General features: G+C 47.0%; 15 protein-coding genes. 1 reads left to right on the top strand and 14 read right to left on the bottom strand.

Features of this window, described 5'->3' with window-relative positions:
• Positions 1-20 precede the first annotated feature (20 nt).
• The gene (locus tag METMA_RS0116495) at positions 21-509 is read left to right on the top strand and encodes a PepSY domain-containing protein (protein ID WP_020160217.1); all 489 of its coding nucleotides are present in this window, start codon (positions 21-23) and stop codon (positions 507-509) included.
• Positions 510-936: 427 nt separating this feature from the next.
• Here the strand turns inward: METMA_RS0116495 and METMA_RS0116490 are convergent, their stop codons facing one another.
• From METMA_RS0116490 to cysC, 14 genes are all read right to left on the bottom strand, one after another.
• Positions 937-1,125 carry a DUF6726 family protein gene (locus tag METMA_RS0116490; RefSeq protein ID WP_027147397.1) on the bottom strand — a complete coding sequence of 63 codons (189 nt, stop codon included), beginning with the start codon at positions 1,123-1,125 and terminating at the stop codon, positions 937-939.
• Between the two features lie 95 nt (positions 1,126-1,220).
• Entirely contained in the window at positions 1,221-2,132 is a 912-nt protein-coding gene (locus METMA_RS0116485; RefSeq protein WP_020160215.1) for a DHHA1 domain-containing protein, read from the bottom strand.
• A gap of 255 nt (positions 2,133-2,387) precedes the next feature.
• Complete coding sequence (locus METMA_RS0116480) at positions 2,388-3,851, bottom strand: GTPase family protein (RefSeq protein ID WP_020160214.1); 1,464 nt, start codon at positions 3,849-3,851, stop codon at positions 2,388-2,390.
• Positions 3,852-3,853: 2 nt separating this feature from the next.
• A complete protein-coding gene (locus METMA_RS0116475; protein WP_020160213.1) occupies positions 3,854-5,092 on the bottom strand; it encodes a YcjF family protein in 1,239 nt (412 codons plus the stop codon).
• A gap of 582 nt (positions 5,093-5,674) precedes the next feature.
• Complete coding sequence (locus METMA_RS0116470) at positions 5,675-7,957, bottom strand: tetratricopeptide repeat protein (protein ID WP_084254150.1); 2,283 nt, start codon at positions 7,955-7,957, stop codon at positions 5,675-5,677.
• 24 nt (positions 7,958-7,981) lie between these two features.
• On the bottom strand, positions 7,982-9,532 hold the full coding sequence (gene xrtD / locus METMA_RS0116465) for a VPLPA-CTERM-specific exosortase XrtD (RefSeq protein WP_020160211.1): 1,551 nt from the start codon (positions 9,530-9,532) through the stop codon (positions 7,982-7,984).
• Between the two features lie 31 nt (positions 9,533-9,563).
• Positions 9,564-10,658, bottom strand: coding sequence for a WecB/TagA/CpsF family glycosyltransferase (locus METMA_RS24865; protein ID WP_051114361.1), 1,095 nt, complete (start codon positions 10,656-10,658; stop codon positions 9,564-9,566).
• A gap of 39 nt (positions 10,659-10,697) precedes the next feature.
• On the bottom strand, positions 10,698-11,936 hold the full coding sequence (locus METMA_RS0116455; protein WP_020160209.1) for a glycosyltransferase family 4 protein: 1,239 nt from the start codon (positions 11,934-11,936) through the stop codon (positions 10,698-10,700).
• A gap of 21 nt (positions 11,937-11,957) precedes the next feature.
• Positions 11,958-12,887 (bottom strand): glycosyltransferase, encoded by a 930-nt coding sequence (locus METMA_RS0116450; protein WP_027147396.1) that lies wholly within the window; start codon positions 12,885-12,887, stop codon positions 11,958-11,960.
• Between the two features lie 60 nt (positions 12,888-12,947).
• Positions 12,948-13,973, bottom strand: a complete 1,026-nt coding sequence (locus METMA_RS0116445) for an acyltransferase family protein (RefSeq protein ID WP_020160207.1) — start codon at positions 13,971-13,973, stop codon at positions 12,948-12,950.
• A gap of 32 nt (positions 13,974-14,005) precedes the next feature.
• The gene (gene tviB, locus METMA_RS0116440; RefSeq protein ID WP_020160206.1) at positions 14,006-15,277 is read right to left on the bottom strand and encodes a Vi polysaccharide biosynthesis UDP-N-acetylglucosamine C-6 dehydrogenase TviB; all 1,272 of its coding nucleotides are present in this window, start codon (positions 15,275-15,277) and stop codon (positions 14,006-14,008) included.
• A gap of 331 nt (positions 15,278-15,608) precedes the next feature.
• Positions 15,609-16,121 carry a serine O-acetyltransferase gene (locus METMA_RS26600; RefSeq protein WP_084254149.1) on the bottom strand — a complete coding sequence of 171 codons (513 nt, stop codon included), beginning with the start codon at positions 16,119-16,121 and terminating at the stop codon, positions 15,609-15,611.
• Between the two features lie 140 nt (positions 16,122-16,261).
• Positions 16,262-17,218 carry a hypothetical protein gene (locus METMA_RS0116435; RefSeq protein ID WP_020160205.1) on the bottom strand — a complete coding sequence of 319 codons (957 nt, stop codon included), beginning with the start codon at positions 17,216-17,218 and terminating at the stop codon, positions 16,262-16,264.
• Positions 17,219-17,239: 21 nt separating this feature from the next.
• Complete coding sequence (cysC, locus tag METMA_RS0116430) at positions 17,240-17,842, bottom strand: adenylyl-sulfate kinase (protein WP_020160204.1); 603 nt, start codon at positions 17,840-17,842, stop codon at positions 17,240-17,242.
• Positions 17,843-18,163: the final 321 nt, after the last annotated feature.

Genomic DNA, 18,163 nt, shown 5'->3' with positions numbered 1-18,163 from the left:
TTTTCAGCGAGGTATATACAATGAATATCAAATACTATGCATTCTACCTGGGCGGATTAATGGCGATCATGAGTGCGACGGCAATAGCCGGAGAAAATGCGGCAATGGACGCCTGCCGAAAAGCCGCCAGCGAGCAGGCAAAAGGCGAAATCGTTGAAATCGAGTTGGAAAAGGAAGAAGGCGTCGAGATGTATGAGATCGACCTGCAGGCAGCCGACGGGAGCAAGTGGGAGTTTAAATGCGATAAAACTGGCAAAATAGTTGAGAAGGAACAGGAGTTTCCGAATGCCGATCATCCCGCTTTCGCTGCCGTGAAAAAAATCGATGAAGATGAAGCCCGTAAAACCGCCTTGGCAACTTATCCCGGCATTGTTGAAAAGGTTGAGTATGAGATTGAATCCGACGGCACCGCGGTTTACGAGATTGACATCAAAACAGGGGACGGGCGCGAAATGGAAGTCGAAATCGATGCGGCAACTGGCAAAATCATAAAATCCGAGGAAGACTGAACTCAACGGCCCGGCCGGGCAGGCAATAGCCATAACCCGGCTCAGGGGGGCGTCTATATCATATGGATGCATTGTAGGGGCGGACCTACGTGTCCGCCCTGCTGTTTCGGGTGCACAACAGGCTATCGGAGAACCGCTAGCCAAAGGCGAACCGCTGGGCAAGGGCGAACACACAGGTTCGCCCCTACGCGTCTGTTCATTTTACGGTATGGCATCAATCCGTGGGAATTGCCAGCCAGATAGGGTACGCATCGCGTACCATTTTTTAAAATATTCAGATGAATTAAATCCAAAAGGTACGCAGTGCGTACCCTACCAGATTATAAGCACGGTAGGCTGGATTGATAAACCCGGCAATTCGAAGCCGCCCATGCCCGGTTTCCGCTAAAGCTCCAACCCAGCCTATCCGCTATTTTCCGGTAATCGACTATATCGGAATATCGTCGACACTTTCGGCCGCGCCATCAATCGCATCATGCGCGGTGTTGCCAACGCCCGGTACTATCGAAACCACGGCCCCGCCCAATCGCATTGGAACCGAAACCACCTTGGTCAGGACACAGCCTTGCAACATGCTGGAAATAACCAGCAACAGTACGATGTTCTTGATACTCATTTTAATCTCCATCGATTATATCGGAGGCAGCCTGTTAAAGCTGCCCGCTCTTGTTTTCAAAAAATATCCGCTGCCGATACCCGGATTTGGTCCGGTTAGAATGATTTGCGCGTGATAAACGGATTATCGTCCAATACAAACCCGGCGGCATTTTTATGTCCGCCTCCACCGAAAGCCTGGGCCAAATGGCCGACATCGTAATCGCCGATAGAGCGAAGCGAAAACTGCCATTTCTGCTTTCTGCCATCATACTGGTAGGTCAGGCCGAATGTCCCCGATTTCTCGGCCAATACGTGCCCAAGTTCGCTTGAGAAAGAGGATGGCGCATTGACGGCCAGGCCTTTTTTTCCCTTCAACGTGACCCGGTGCGCGGTTTTCGCCAGCCTGTTGACTATTTTATGATGGATATCGAGGTATATCCGGCCTATCTCCCGCAACTCATCCGGATCGATCGCGCTCATTTCCGGCAGCGTTATCGGCATTTTTTCATAAAGCGCGCTGGTTATTTCGCGTGTGCCGTCCAGCTTGAACCGCCAGAGATCGCGGTCTTCGATGTACAGCAGAATTTTAGGAGGCTGGCGCTCGGGAAAAAAATATTGCCAGGCCAATACGCAACCGCTTCGGTTCATATCGAAATGGAGAAACAGATTGTCCGGCATCGGCTCTGTCCCTATTTTAACGGCTGGAGACGGTGCCTGATCGGGCGTCGGTTCGGAAGGCGCCAGGCGTTGAAAAAAAGCCTCGCATTGCTCCATGGCGGTAATATGGTGATCGATCAAAATGATTTGGCCGGCTTGCTTCGAGGCGGCGAGCAAGTGTTCCGGCGGATAGGAAAAGTCCAGGATGTAAATTGTCGCTCCCGGTTCGAACGCCGGAAACTCATCGCCATGACGGGCGGAGATATAGCGCGCTCGCTCGCCCAGCTTGCAAAAGGCGCTCCAGGCGGCGCCCAGCCCATCCAGGCAATCGGCGTGATAAATGACCAGCGTTTCGTGTTTTTCCATCATTATTATTTATACCGCGTAAAAAACTTATGAAGCCCGTTCAGCGGCCTCATTCTGCTGTTGCGCAACATCCCGCCCGCGCGGCTTACCATGCCGGCAATTCAATTTCGGCAACCGTGTGCCTGCTGCTCAAGGAAGTGCGTGAAATAACCTGAATTGGTTGACAACCGCCATGAGCGGGGAAATCGCTCCTGCATAAAGCTTGGCCCCACCTGCAAATCGAAAAGTTATTTTTAACCCAATCCTGAAACCTGCTGATTATACCCTGATCAGGTTTACCATTTGCGCCCATATCATGCGCAGTTTCTCTTTGCCCCGGCCCTCGGGCAGACAGCGCAGATACCGGGCACGTTTGCTTTCAGGCCATTTGCCCGCCAATGCCGTCCAGATGGCGTCAATATTATAGTCGGCGCCCGTTTGCAAGCTGACCGGAATGCAATCGGCCGCAGGAATGTGCAGGGTTTCGGCGACTGTCTCCACAACCTCCCGAATGTTGCGCGCTTTTTCGCTTTGCGGCTCCTGTATGTCATAAGGCGGCTGCCATTCCCGCAAAGGGCGCAATTGGTCGATATGGGTGACAATAACCAGAACCGGCGGCAGGCTTCGGTGCAGCCGCTGGTCAAACCAGTTGCGCAAATCGGTCAAAAACAAAGCATCAGCCTCGCGTCCCGCCTGTGTCGCCGAGCAGACCAGCAAGACCAGGTCAAAGCCGCCCAGGGCGCGCTCGGGCTCTTTCTCGAACCACTGGCTGTCCTCGCCATAGCCGGGGCTGTCGAAAATCAGCACTTCGCCGCTGTCATCCTGCGCCAGTTTATAGATCGTCAAGTCGTCGGTAAGCGGCAGGACATGCGTCGCGGCGCGCATTTCACCCAGCAGTGCATTGATCAGGCTGGATTTTCCCGCTTTCAATTGTCCGGCCACCAGGATGCGCAGAGGCTGCTTCAGTTCGGGCGCCGGTTCCGGTTGCCCGGGTTCGAATAACTTCGGCGGCGCCAGTTGGCCGCTATACAGGGCAATGGCGTAATAACCGATTTTCTTGACCAGCGTCCGCAGCAACCACTGCTCCAGGAGTCCCTTGGGATATTGCTTGACCTTGCCCTGAAAAAACACCGAGAGTTCAGCCGGTATGGCGGTGGCAGGACTGAACACCATTCTGCCTATGCGATAGATGAAATGCCCTCTTTCCAGCTTTTGTTTCCATTTCCAGAGCTTCAGGCCTTCATCAATGGTCAGCAAATGGCTGAACGGGATTCTTTCATCCAATAACTGGCGCATATCGCGACTGACCTGCTCGCTGATGAACAGAATATTGCGCAGCGGGATATCGAGTTCGGCCTGGCCCGCTTTCGGGCGAAAATGCCTGGCCACCCTGCGGATAACCTGCTGAGCCAGCTGCAGCAAACGCGTGCTGTCGGTCAGCGGGTAATCGGCCGGGTTGAGTTCTTCCGCCAGTTTGTCCAGCTCAGCCCAGATCGCTTCCGCCGCCGGCGACCAACGCTCATCCGCCTGCACGGCCGGTAACTGAAACGGCTCTATCTGCCGATGCTTCAGCCAGAGGTTTAGCAAGGTGGCGGCGCCGTAAAATGAAGCCAGAGCCAAGAACCCCTCGATCAGATACTGGTTCTGCCACAGCCAGAAACCGCCCAACCCCGCCAGGGCAAGCCACGGCAAGATCACCAGCAGAAGTACAATAGTCCATGGCCAGTTTGCAGGAAGACGCATCGTTAAACCTGTTTTTTTATCGAATCGCGCAACAATTCGCTGCCGCGCGCGAATTCTTCCTTAAACACGCCGCGCAGCATATCGGCCTGTAACGCTTTCCCTTGTTGGGTTCTGTTGAAATAAAAACACAGCGTTTTACCTAACGCATAGGTGACAGCCGCCGTGTAAACGCCGGAGACGCCAAGCGCGACCGTCTGCCCGTACGCAGGAATCAGCTTGAGCAGTTCGCGACCGCCCATGCCCGCCAAAACGCCCATGCCGACAGCGCTGATGATTTCCCTGATGCTTTGCCGGGTCAGCGGCAGGCCATAGACATGGGCAATGCTGTGAAACAATTTACCCTGAATCGCAACCACAGTGCCCAGGCTCGCCGCCGGCACCGGGATCGCGGCTGCCAGTCCGGCTGAAATCGAATAGCCGATGACATGCGGGTGCGCGGCCTGCCAGTACACGTCATTGATATCGCCGATATGGTTTTCCAGCATGCCCCGAAGACCTAGCGGCAAGGCCTGCTCGATAGCATCCCACAAGGCATCCAATCCATAATCCGCCGGCGCATATCCGTCCTCCGGCAAGGTAAAATCAAGCGGAACAAAGGCAGCATTCATGCCGGCAAAGTCTTCGCGCTGCTTTAACAATGAACAGCGCAAGTCGGCGGGCACCGATTCGGCGATGCGACCGCCAGCATACGGATAAGGCTGGATATGGCCCATGGTCCGGTTGGGATAACCTTCATGCAACGCGGTCTGGGCAATGATGATGGGCCATTTCGGATGGGCTTTGCGAACCTGCTTTAGCGCGGAAATAACCGCTTCCTGCTGGTGATCCATGGCCTTGATCACGACGATCACGAGATGCGACTTCTGCTCGCACCATTTCATATCCTCGCTGGCATCATAGCCTTGCTCGGACAGTCCTCGGGTATCGAGAAAACGCAGAAATGCCGTTTCGGCGTCGGGAAAGTCGAACAGCATGGCCGTGCGTGTACACGGTTTGAAACCATTGCCGACCTCGGCGGCGGATGAACCGGTCAATGCCTTGATGATTGAACTTTTGCCGCTCTGCGTCTTGCCCAATAACCAGAATACCGGCACCGGCAAGCGTTCCCTGATGGCTTGTATTTTGTCTTCCTGGGCTTGATCGATCTGCGGCTTGGTGATCTTGTCGATATAATCGGAAGCATTCGAAAGCGGGTTGTTGATTTTCCCTGACCAGGCTTTCCAGTTGCTGAATTTGGACATAAACCTCTAAATTAACTTGAGTTTGTATGGGAAGACGAATGTGAGCGCCCATCTTTCGCACCCTTTTTATTATTCTTCCGGCAAACTCAATGGGAATCGTTCATAAACAGTCTAACTGATTACTCTCTGATCGATGATCAGACCTGCAGGTTCCATAGATCCATTAAAAGCATGTTACGGCTGGATCGTAGCGCATACGGGTTAGCGCAGCGTAACCCGACCTGCATTTTTGCAAAATAAACCATCTTTTACGCGAAGCTAGCACATAGTCATTTAATCATGACGGTTGAACTGTAGGTGCGAATTCATTCGCACTATTCGTACTATTCGCACGCTATGAATACTCTGCAAATTTTACTCGTCATAACAAGGCTGACTGATTAACAGCAGTCGGGTTACGCTACGCTAACCCGACCTACGATTTGTATTCATGCAACACGGTGTGTGGTGCCTATAATTAGCTGAATTACGCAGCTGTAGGGGCGAATTCATTCGACCCGTGACATCCGCAATATACAGGCAGTGCGAATAAATTCGCACCTACAACAACATCAGCTAATAAGCTGCAATAGCAATTTTCAGCTACGCCGGCTGTTCGGCTTTGATCTCCTTCAGCAGGTTCTCCACGGCCTCTTTCTCAATAAAATTCCCTTGTTTCTCGCCTATCGCCAGCGCCTGCTCCAGTTCGGCGATAGCGGCGGCGCTGTTATTTTTCTTATGATAAGCAAGGCCTAAATGATATTTAAAAACAGCAACTTCAGGCATTTTTGCAACCACATCCTTAAACACCTTCAAGGCTTCGTCGTTGCGCTCGCTGTTTAAAAGCGCCCATCCGTAGGTATCGTGAAAATAAGGCTGTTCGGATTTTTCAAAACGTGCGGCCAGTTTTACGGCGCGTTCAATATTCTCCTTGGTTTTATAATGATCGAGCAGCACTCTCAGGCTGACATTGTCCGGGTCGTTTTCCAGACCTTTTTTACATATTGCGATGGCTTTGTCGCGATCCTGATTGGCGGTGTGAATGCCCGCCATAACCTGATAAAACTCGGCCACTTTAGGCCATTTATCAATCGCTCCCGACAGCACGCCAAGCGCTTCGTCCCGGCGTTTATCGAGCACAAGCAACTGGCTTTTCAAGATCAGAGGGTAGGTATTGTCGGGATTGGCTTTGATGAACTTATCCAGATACGCAAACATTTCTTTACGCTGTTTGAGCGCCTCATGACTGCGCATCAATCCCATCAAGGCATCGGACAATCCCGGAGAAACAGCCAGGGCATCTTTGTACTTGGCAATTGCGTCTTCATACAGGCCCTGCCCTTCCGAGACCTTGCCGCCCAGATATTTTGAGAAGCCCTCGCCTTGGGGTTTTGTGGAAATCAAGTCGGCGACTTTCTGGGTGCCCAGCCAGTCCTTCTTTAACAGCCTGACTTGCGCCAGGGCTTGTAAAGCCCCTGCATGATCAGGCTGTACCGCCAATGCTTTCTGCAAAATCTCATCAGCTCTCATGATGTCCTTGCTTTTGATCATTTGAGCGACCACAGGCATAACCGCGGCAAAATTTGCGGGATTAATTTCCAGCGCCTTACGAAAGTTTTCATTGGCGAGCGCATGCGCATCTTGTTTCGCATAAGCGTTAGCCAATAAAACCAGCGCTTCATCGGATTTCGGATAATCGCGCAACACGCCGCGCAGATCGGAAACAGCCTGATCGTTCGAGCCGTTAAGCAACTTGATTCTGGCCCGCAGCAATAATGCCTCATAATCGCCCGCATTAACCGCAAGCACCTCGTCAACCATCTTCAGCGCCGCATCGTTGTCCTTATCATTAACGGCTATTTTTGCCAGCAAAACCTTGGCCGCCTGGCTTTCCTTGTCTTCCGGCCTGTTATCGATCAGCCAGTTAAGCGATTCTTTTGCTTCCGACCATTTATTCTGACTGATTAACAATTTCGCAAACGGCAAATAATATCCGGCATTATCGGGTTGTTGCGCGATATAACCCTGCAATAATGTTACCGCTTCATCGGGCGATTTTTTGTTTAAAAAATCCACCATAACCAGCTTTGGTTTCACATCGTCAGAATGTTCATCAATCACTCGTTGTAAAATCGATCTGGCATCGGCCTCGTTTCCCGTTTCATCATAGTACTTCGCCAATGCATACTGGAAATCCAGATTATCGGGATAGCTCTTGATCAGAGTCTGATAATCCGCCACCACCGCTTCCGGTTTATTGAGTCTCGTGTCAATCTGCAGTTTCAGCAGATTAAGCGCCAAGTCATCAGCCTTGTTTTTAAGCGCATCCTCGACCATGGCCAGTGCCTTGGCAAAATCCTCGCTTTCCATGTAGGTGACCGCTTTTAAGCTGATGGCATCGGTATTGCCCGGAGCCAGAGCCAGTGCCTTGTCAGCCGCTTCCAAAGCCGCCTTCCGGTCGCCTTGTCTTAATAAAACAGTGGCTTTCAATACAAAAGCATCGGCATTGTCGGGGGCTAATTTCAGCAGGGTTTCCGCTTCGGCCGCTGCCTTATCGGTTTGACCGGACAACAATAGTAACTGTCCAAGCTTTCTGTGGCCTTCGGCATGATCGGGCGACAATTTGACTACTTGCGACAAATTATCGAACATGCCTTTCCAATTCTGTTTTTTTTCATCCATTAACGCCAGATGAAAATAGGCATCTGAGAGTTTATTATTAATTTGCAATGCATTTTTAAACTCAACTTTGGCCTTATCGTAATTTCCCTTACTATAAAACTCCTTGCCACTGTCCAAATAATGCTGCGCTTTTTCGGTAGCATCGCCACAAGCCTGAAAACTCAAGGCCACTCCTGTCAATAACAGAGTTCTAACTATTTGCATCACTTATCCTTTATTTAAAAAAATTTACTCAGGAATATATTGCGGCAGAACCGGCAAAACTTCTTTGGCAAAAACCTGCAGGCGCTGATCGGCAAGATCGAGATTTTCACCGGGATTAACCATCGTAGTCAGGCGTACCAGCGCCCCGTCGGTTCTATTTAACAATAGCGCATCTTTAAACAAGTACCATTTCATTAGATACTCATTCGCCAATGACCGCCCTCTTTGTTGAAACCAGTAATAAACCAGTTGTGTCATTTCGCCTTTCTTGATCACAATCCGGTTCACCGCCAGATGGCCCAGATCTTTCCGCTCAATATCAGCAATCTGCCAGCCGCCGCCCGGAATACAAACGCGCGGCGAATGCGGAGAAATGCCTTTTCTCTGGGAAGCGTAATAAGCCGCGTATAAATTCACCGGCGCGCCCTGATCCTGCTTGAAATCGGCCAGAATATAGTCCGACAGGCCCAGCTTGTTGATCACCCTGTCTTCCATGCTGGCATGCCGGCCCTGCCAGGACGACAACTGCATCGGAAACAATGGGAAATTTTTGCGCTCGGGGAAGACCTCATCGCGTTTATCGATAGAAAACACCGTCACGGTAGCCACCGCCAGAACGGCAACGATGGCGGAAAAAGGAAGCGATAGCGGTCTGATTTTTACCTCGGCCGCAGCGCTGGCAGGCTGATCGGCAGTCAACCCGAAGATTTCGGCAAAAGGCCGCCTGTCTTCGCCAATCCTGGCCAACACAAGCATTTCCACTATTAAAATCCCCAGACAAGCCATGAAAACGACCCAGCCTTCAAAATCATGCAGAAAGCCTTCCGCCATGGCATTACCCCAGTTATCCACCAGCACGCCAATCATGGCTATACGGAAACTGTTCATGAACAAGGTGATCGGAATCGTCGATAAAACGACCAGCGCACGTTTCCAGAATGTCGTGTCGTACAGATAGGCGCAAATAAACCCCAGGCTCATCAGCGGAAAAAGATAACGCAAGCCGCTGCATGCTTCCACCACCTGCAATTTGTAACTGCCCAGGTCAATAATATTGCCTTCCAGATAAACAGGAATTTGGCACCAGCGAATAAAGTACACGCCCATTTTGGACGATAACAGCTGCAAATTGGCGGAAAGGCTGGCTTCAAGAAAATAGGGCAACGGAATAGTAAAAATCAGCAGCAGAATCGGCACGATAACCGGCTTGACCGCGGGCCATCCCATAATCGCCAAGGCAATGCCCATCAATACCGCAATAAAGGCGTAATGAATCAATATATAAAGCGCGCTGATCTCGCCCACCAGAAATACAATCAGCGCCAAAAAAACAATGCCGAACCCCATCCAGGAAGGTGAAAAGCCAGACCGTTGAATAAGGTTCTTCCGCTGCCAGATAAAGTACAGCGTGATAAACGGAAGAATATAGCCATGACTGTATTCTTCCTGCTTGTCCCACCGGACAACCAATTCCTGCAACCCGCCGGCAAACGCAAATAACAACAGCAACAAACCAAAGCTGATTAACGCCAGATATCGATAATCGAATTTCCAGAGGACTGGATTCTTATTCATTATTATTCCCTTGCTAGAACAGCGCTAAAAGTTATGGAATTAGAAAATGGACCAGGTTCCATCTAAAAATTCTCTTATTTTGCTGATTGATATTTTGAAAGCTTAATTGACAGCCCTGCTCGTTCAAATGCTTATAAAGTAACAAGCAAAGTCCTAAAAATGCCCCATCAATTACCGGCACAGCCTGTAAATCAATCAGAATGTTTTTCTTTTTTGCCACACACTCTTTAAAAACCGGCCTTAGCTCAGCAATTGTCTTATCTATACACGCGCCGATCAAATAAATTTTAATATTATGATCATCTTCTTCAGTATTAATCACGACCGGCCTGGTTTCATTTAATTTTTTCTGATTAAACCTTATCCAAACGGCATAAGGAATTACATTAACCACTAACAATTTTACAAATCGTAGGCCATCGAAAAAATAGCGTTTCCACAATGAGGGCTCTTCCAGAATACGCCATAACCACTCCAGCCCGATACGCTGCATCCAGACCGGCGCACGCTTCACCGTTCCGGCAAAGAAGTTAATCACCGCGCCCAAATGGCTGATTACCGGCGCTTTTAACCGATGCCTGTTTTTCTCAATCCAGGCCTGCCCTTTCCGGGCGCCTAAGGCAACAATCAAAAAATCAATCTCATGCCGATTGATTTCATCAATGATGTCATCGATACTCATTGCTTCAATAGTGCCAAAGCCGGGACAAAAATGCCCCACGGCACGTATTCCCGCATTAGCCTGGTTGATGACCTGGCAAGCCCGCTCGCCGGCGCCCGGCTCGCCGCCAAAAAAATACACCCGTATGGGCGTACCATTTTTTTCCGCAAATAAGGCTTCCATCAGATTGGAACCCGCCACGCGTTCCGGCAAAGGGATTTTTAATAATCTGGCCATCCAGATCAACGGCATGCCATCGGCCACCGATAAGTCGCTGTTAATAACCGATTCCCGAAAAGCTTTATCCGTTTGCGCCGCAATCAGAAAATTAAGATTGGGGGTCGATATGAAAAACGGCCTTTCTTCCTTTATTGCCCGCTTAAGAGCTGAAATTGCAGAAGACGTGTCCACCACATCGAAAGGTAAACCGCAAAGACACCAGGATTGACTATAGAAGGCTTCCATTGAATGATTTTTATAATTAGTTAATGGAAAATCAAAAGCTTAAGCTGAAACCACGTATTTTTCAAAGAGTCTGGAAAGCTGGCCGGCATTGTCCTTTAAATTGAATTCCTTTTTAACTTTCGAAATCGCATTAAGGTTTAATTGTTTTGATAAGGTTTTATCCTCAATTAAAGTACGGATTGCATTTGCAAGCTGTATCTTATTCCCCGGTTCAACCAATAAACCCGTTTCACGGTCTATAACCAGTTCCGGGATGCCCGATAAGTGGGTGGAGATGACAGAAACCCCAGTCAACATGGCTTCCATCAGCACTACCGGAATGCCATCCATATCCCCAGCGGTGCCTTTCTTACAGGGCAAGACAAAAACATCCAGCTCACTAAGAAAATCGGGGATATCAGAGTGGGCGATCGCTCCGGTAAAAGAGACGCAGTCGTCAGACAGGCCTAACTCCCTGGTTAATTCCGTCAATTGGCCCTGCAAGGGGCCTGATCCGGCAATGACCAATTGAAATCTTACGCCCTGCTTTTTTAATTCACTGGCGGCAAGCAACAGATCATCGGCGCCTTTCTTTTCCACCAATCTGCCAATAAATCCGATTTTAGGTATGCCGGGCGAGTCCGCTTTTTTCCTGCCGAGAAACTGTTCGGCATCCACTCCGCAGCGGACAACCACGATCTGATCAGTATTACACCCTTGCTGGCGAAGAAACTCCCGATTGAATTCAGAAATGGTTGCAAAAAACTTTGCTCTTTTGACTTTTTCAGCCAATAACCACGCCCTTTCGAACAGGTCATTGGCATGAGCCGTCACACTGAAAGAGATATCCGACAAGGAAGCCGCATACATGGCAATATCGGCAGGCACATGAGCAAAATGCACATGGATATGCTGAACGCCATGTCCTAAAAGCTGTCTGGCAAGCACAACCGAATAAAAAAAGCGAAAAGCTAGGCCACTTGCCGTTCGGGATAAAATACCCACCTTGAACATATCCGATAACAGCATCTTCAGCGTAATCAAATACCGAAGCGGATGCTTCAACAAAAACAAAACATTCTCTTTTAGTACAACGTGTTTTTTTTGCGCATACAAATTGAAAACGCTCGCTTCCAAATCAGTCAGTTTTTTGTCGGACACAGGAACGCCAGGTCGATGAACTGAAAACGGCACGACGGAGTAACCTAACTGCTCCAACTGAAAAATTTCGTTATAAACAAAAGTTGCCGATAACGCAGGAATCTCAGGGGCAAGATAGGCTAGCTTGTTTTTCTTCATAGTTTTAATTAAATTATTAAATCAGCCTTTCCAAGCCGCAGCCTGCTGCTCATTTAACTCGGCAGTAGCTCGCTCCTTGCCTCTCAGCAAACAAGCCCATTGATATTTCCTTATAAACTTGGCTAACTCTTCATCCTCAAATTTCGGCACACCTTTTAACAAGCTGTTTAAATATCCCCAGAACATGGCCAGCCCGCCTATCACATAAGGAGGACGCGTCATGCGATATAAGGCAGAGGCCAGCATATAGATCATTCCGGTGCCCATGAAATACTGGCCAAACCCATGTCGCATCCTCCCCACAAAAATATTCTGCTGACTCGATCCCATCGGACGTAAATGAGTAAACCTTAAATCTGGCTCATCCCAGCTAATGGCAATCCATCCCAACTGCCGACAACGATGGCCATCGATCCCATCCCACATGACTTGCCGGACAAAGCCGCCAATCTGCTCGAAGCATTGTCGCCGATAAAATTTTGAAGCCCCGATTGAATTCTCATCGCCACAACCTTCACTAATTAAATTGCCGCTGTTTTTATCCACATAATAAGGCTTACCACTACAAGTACCTATCCTGGGGTTTTCATTCATTCGCTGAATTAAAATCTCAAAATACCGGGGCGGCATGATTAGATCCAAGTCCAGCTTACAAATAAAATCGAACTGGTTTGAATCAACTGAATCATAACCTTCGTAAAAAGCCTCGATCACGCCCGGCCCCACGCTACGATGGCCGCGATTTGTGCGCGTTACAATCTTGATGAATGGATAACGGCTCGCATAATCAGCCAAAATAGCCGGCGTTTCATCTGTAGATCCATCATCGACTATCACCCATAACTTTGGTTGAATTGATTGCGCAATAACACTGTCCAGTGTTTTTTTCATGAAGTCTGCTTCATTGCGACATGGCGATACTATTAGATAATTAGAAATGTTATTAGTCATATATACCCTAATCTGAATTTGTATTACAAAAAACTTTATTCAGCTATCTTATAGCCGATATCAATTTGCCATTATTTTGCGCTGAGATTTCTTTTGTATTTTTAAAGAAAGTGCCTTGCCGAATGAAATAAATTTTTTCTCGTAATAAAAAGTTGACATATGAGCGAGAGCAAAAAGAACAGCAAATAACAACGGACGCTTTATATATCTTTCAATTATTTCGCCTTCGCCAAGCCATGTATAGCGTAATCCTCCATGAATAACATAAAGCGCGTATGAAACTGAGGCTAGATAGAAAAGAATCTTACTATTCATTAATCGGGATATATGATTAGATGAACACCTGAATAATGTTGAACCGACTAACATAGCCGCTAAATAAGGCCTAAAGTAATTCATAAATCCACTTTCAGGATGGCAAGATAATAAAAGAAGAGCAATTAATATCCATTGATTTATCCATCCTAGGAACTTCTTTGGATATTCTCCCAATTTATCGTTAAAAGAAAGCGCTAAAACTCCTCCCGCAAGAATCTCATCAACCCTGTACCAAGTATTTATGGCCACATGCACACCATCGTGAGCCCGATATAATGTCACAATTAAACAAAGCACAGGAATAAGCAATAATCCGCGCCCTTTCAAAAGAAGCACAAGAAAAGCAATTCCTATATAAAATTGCATTTCAACGCATAAACTCCAGAGATGGCTCGTCACTGAAGTTAATTGCATAGGCGGCCAGTTGGCATAAAAGAAAAGATGCGCCAGATACTGGTTTATACCCGACTCAGCTAAAAACAATACGATAACGATATATAACCAGGCTAATGGAACAATACGAAATAGTCTTCTAATTAGAAAATCCAAAACATTTTGTTTTTTCAACAAAAAATTTGTTATCAGGAACCCGGACAAGGTAAAGAACAGACTCATTCCCAATGGGCCGGCTGTTTGATTTAATTGCCAGGTTTTTGGTCCTAGAGGCAACAAGTGGGCAAATAGTACAATTAATATACTCAGACCGCGCCATCCATCCAAAACCTGATAGCGATCCGCTCCTGCTTGCGCTATTGCCACTTTTGCCATGTAGTTTTTCTCTTGGCTTGAAACTCAATTGGTTACAATCGACCATCCACCTGATCAGATGGCAATAGGTATTTAATATCATAAATAACATGATTTTCCTTACCTAAAGCCCTTATTCCATGCGCTCCCATCTTTTTAAACTGATCATGTGAAACAGCAATAATAATGGCATCATAGGTTTCAGCTTCCGGCTTATCTATCACATCGATGCCGTACTCATGCTTAGCTTCTTCCTTACTCACCCAAGGATCATAAATATCGACATTGGCATGGTAAATATTCAATTCATTGACCATTTCCACAACTCGGGTATTTCTTAAATCAGGGCAATTTTCCTTAAATGTCAGGCCCAGCATTAATATTTTTGAATTAACAATACTAATACCTTTCATTGCCATGAGTTTTACGACTTCACCGACGACAAACAGTCCCATATCATTATTAATGCGCCGGGCGGCGGAAATTAATTGTGGATGATAGCCTAATGCCTCAGCCTTATGCGTTAAGTAATAAGGATCGACACCGATGCAATGCCCGCCGACCAAACCAGGGCGAAAAGGCAAAAAATTCCATTTGGTGCCCGCAGCCTCTAAAACCTCTTGAGTATCAATGCCGACACGATTGAATATAAGAGCCAACTCATTCACTAAGGCAATATTGATATCACGCTGGGTATTTTCAATGACCTTTGCCGCCTCGGCCACTTTAATACTGCTCGCCTTATGCGTTCCGGCGGTAATAATTGAATTATATAAATCATCAACAACGGTTGCGATTTCGGGCGTGGAACCTGAGGTAATTTTAAGGATATTAGTCAGCCGTCGTTCTTTATCGCCGGGATTAATTCTTTCAGGACTGTAGCCACAATAGAAATGCTGATTAAAAATCAACCCGGAAATCTTCTCAAGAATCGGCACGCATACTTCTTCCGTGGCTCCTGGATAAACCGTCGACTCATAAATGACAATATCGCCTTCCTTGAGATATTTGGCTATCAGACTTGTAGCAGATTTGACCGGCGAAAGATCCGGATTTTTACTTCCATCGATAGGTGTGGGAACGGTTACAATATAAACGTTGTATGAAGCCAATAAAGCGTCGTCCGATGTGCATGTGAGCATAGTTGCCTGCGCCAACTCTTCCCTGGATGTTTCTAACGTAGAATCTACCCCCGCTAATAATTCGTTCACACGGGCTTGATTAATATCAAATCCCAATGTGGGAATTTTTTTACCGAATTCAACCGCTAAAGGCAACCCTACATAGCCCAAGCCAATTATTGCAATTTTCAAATTTTTATTCATATCCGTTATTTAAATTTTTTATTAATTATTTGGCCAGGACTACCATAAATAGCTTTTCAAGTGAGAAAAATCTTAAAAATACCATTCATTGTACTGATCTGGATATTCTTGCTGCTTCACATTACCAGTATCCGAACATAAGATCCCAAATGAATACTATCAGATATTTATTGGACTGAATTATTACTCCGTATTAAGCATACCATTATGTATTAATTTAGCCCTTAGTGGAAAGTCAGATTGCATTAAAAAACAAACCATCCGGGGCGGCCAAAATAAAGATTTATAAACGTAAACTTATAAAATCAAATGCTATTTTTTAGCGTTGACGCTAAATAATTTTGGCTGGTATACCTACCGCCGTTTCACCCGCCGGAACATCTTGTAAAACCACAGCATTCGCACCGATACAGGCATGATCACCTATCGTAACTGCACCCAAAATTTTTGCACCTGCACCAATGTCAACGTGACCACCGATATTTGGCGGCCCTTCTCCATTTCGAGTACCGAGAGTTACCTGTTGGAAAATAAGACAATTTGGACCAATCCTCGAGTCTGGGTGAATCACGACCCCATTAGGATGAGGCAACAGTAATCCACCTCCAATTTGGCTATTAATAGGAATATCGGCTCCGGTTAGCACACTCCAGAAACGGTGACGTATTACTGCGACTTTTTTCAACAATACCCGCCAAGGATTTCGCGATTTAGAGTTCCGCTGGTAATCTCGTATACTTGCCAGAAGGGAGCGAGACGGGTTCCACGAAAAAGTTTTTTTATATTCGCGCGACCAATTTGGTACTTCGGCGGAAACCCCTACTGATTTTTGATTATTTGCCATCGTGCAGTTATTCTAAGTTTACAAATCTACTGATAAACCGTTTACTCAAGTCAATCCATTTTTATTTAAAGTCAAAGGTCGATAAATGCGCCAGAGAAAGCAGACTCTAAAATAGGATCGCCAACCTTAAAAACAAAATCCTACTTATACTTTTCCTTAAATGCTTCGATAAAAACAGATAATTGGTCTTCATCAAGATTATTAATACCGGCTGCGGCTTTTCGACCACCGCCACTAGGAAAATTTGAACAGAGTTCGTCGGCACCGGCTTTATTATTCAACGGCGCTCTAACGCTGACTTGATAACCGCCATGCACATTGTGCGTCAGAACAGCATGTGCTATATCAGGATTCTGGTTGGCAAGCTCATTCCCCCAAACACCGCTCACTCTTCTCGCCCATTTCTCATCGGGCAGAATATAAAGCCCGACAGCATTCGATTGGTATTCGGCTTTAACGCTTCGGGCACGGTTCATGTCATCCTCATATCCCGACAATAACTGATCATAAACAAGCCGACTGTCAGCAATAAAATCAAGCGGTGAAGCATAAAGCACAAGCTGTCGGTATAAGGAATCCGGTAAAAAATGCAAATCATCAAGACTTGCCCCATAGCCGTTGTAATTTAAGCAAATGCCTAACATTTCCAACTGCTTTAACTGCTTATCCAATAAATTAAGCCGACTGGCCGCCCGGATTGCGCTATCGCTCAAATTATCGCCGAAGGCGGCAACCACAGCCCAGGCGGTAAATTGCCCCTCAAGATACTGATCGACAAGCAGACTAGTACAAGTGTTCGCGTTCGTGTCAATCAAGCTTTTCAGCCGGCAATGCACAGGCACTTCCCCCGGATAATGATGATCGACATAAAAAACATCCACATCCTGTTCGAGCAACTTGTTTAAACGGTCTCGATTCTTATCCATGGAGATATCCAGCACCACCACCTGATCGCCCGCTTTGGCATCAACTCTTTGCAATAGCTGGATATCACGTTTAAGACCCGTGACTAAAGTGGATTCCAACGGTCTAGCGAGACGTAACTGAACAAGCGCGCAAATGCCATCCGCATCCCCATTAAACACATCAAAATTCATTTGTTTTCGCCTTCATAGCAATCAAATAACATTCCTGTTTTTCAGCAAAACCAAAACCTGTTCCACGCATTCATCCAGGGACATTGAACCAGTATCAATAGTTAACTCAGGGTTTTCAGGCCTTTCGTAGGGAGATGAAATCCCTGTGAAATTAGCGATTTCACCTTGACGGGCTTTTTTATACAACCCTTTCACATCCCTTTTTTCACAAACATCGAGGCTGCAGGCGCAATGAATTTCAATAAAATCGTCGGAAGTCAGCAGGTTTCTGGCTAGATCCCTTTCCGCTCTGAAAGGTGAGATAAAAGCCGTCAATGTAATAACGCCCGCTTCAAGCATCAACTTGGCAAGTTCGGCGACTCTGCGGATATTTTCGCGACGGTCTTGATCGCTAAAGCCTAAATCGCCACACAAACCATGCCTGACATTATCGCCATCCAATACGAAAGTACGGCAATTAAGTTGGTGCAACCTGTCTTCGACCGCATGGGCCAATGTGGACTTGCCTGCCCCGGATAAGCCGGTAAACCAAAGTACAATGGAACGGTGCTGGTTCAACTGTTCTCTTTTGGCGCGAGTGATCGTGGCATTATGCCATACTATGTTTTTATCTAATTTTTCCATGGAGTTTTTATTATGTGGGTTAAACTTCCAAGCTAACAGGTTATCTGAACCAATAACCTCATAGTAAATATCAAATAGCGAATCTGTTTTTTTTATTTCCCGAATGAATTTTTCATTAACATTAAATTTTCTCCCTATACGTTTTCCTAAGACGTAACCTTTAATTTCGAGCGTCGAGTTACGCTATAGCTAACCCGACCTACACTCATCCATACCGGTTGGCCTTAAGGCATCTTAAGCCGTCGGTTGAGCCCAAACCCTGTCTGACTCGGCTATTCCATTTCGGGAAATAATATCAGCCCCCCTAACGAAACCATTAAG

The sequence above is a fragment of the Methylobacter marinus A45 genome, from assembly GCF_000383855.1.
GTDB classification, from domain to species: domain Bacteria; phylum Pseudomonadota; class Gammaproteobacteria; order Methylococcales; family Methylomonadaceae; genus Methylobacter; species Methylobacter marinus.
Note: the sequence above shows the minus strand (reverse complement) of the source record. Positions and strands in the feature narration are given on the sequence as shown.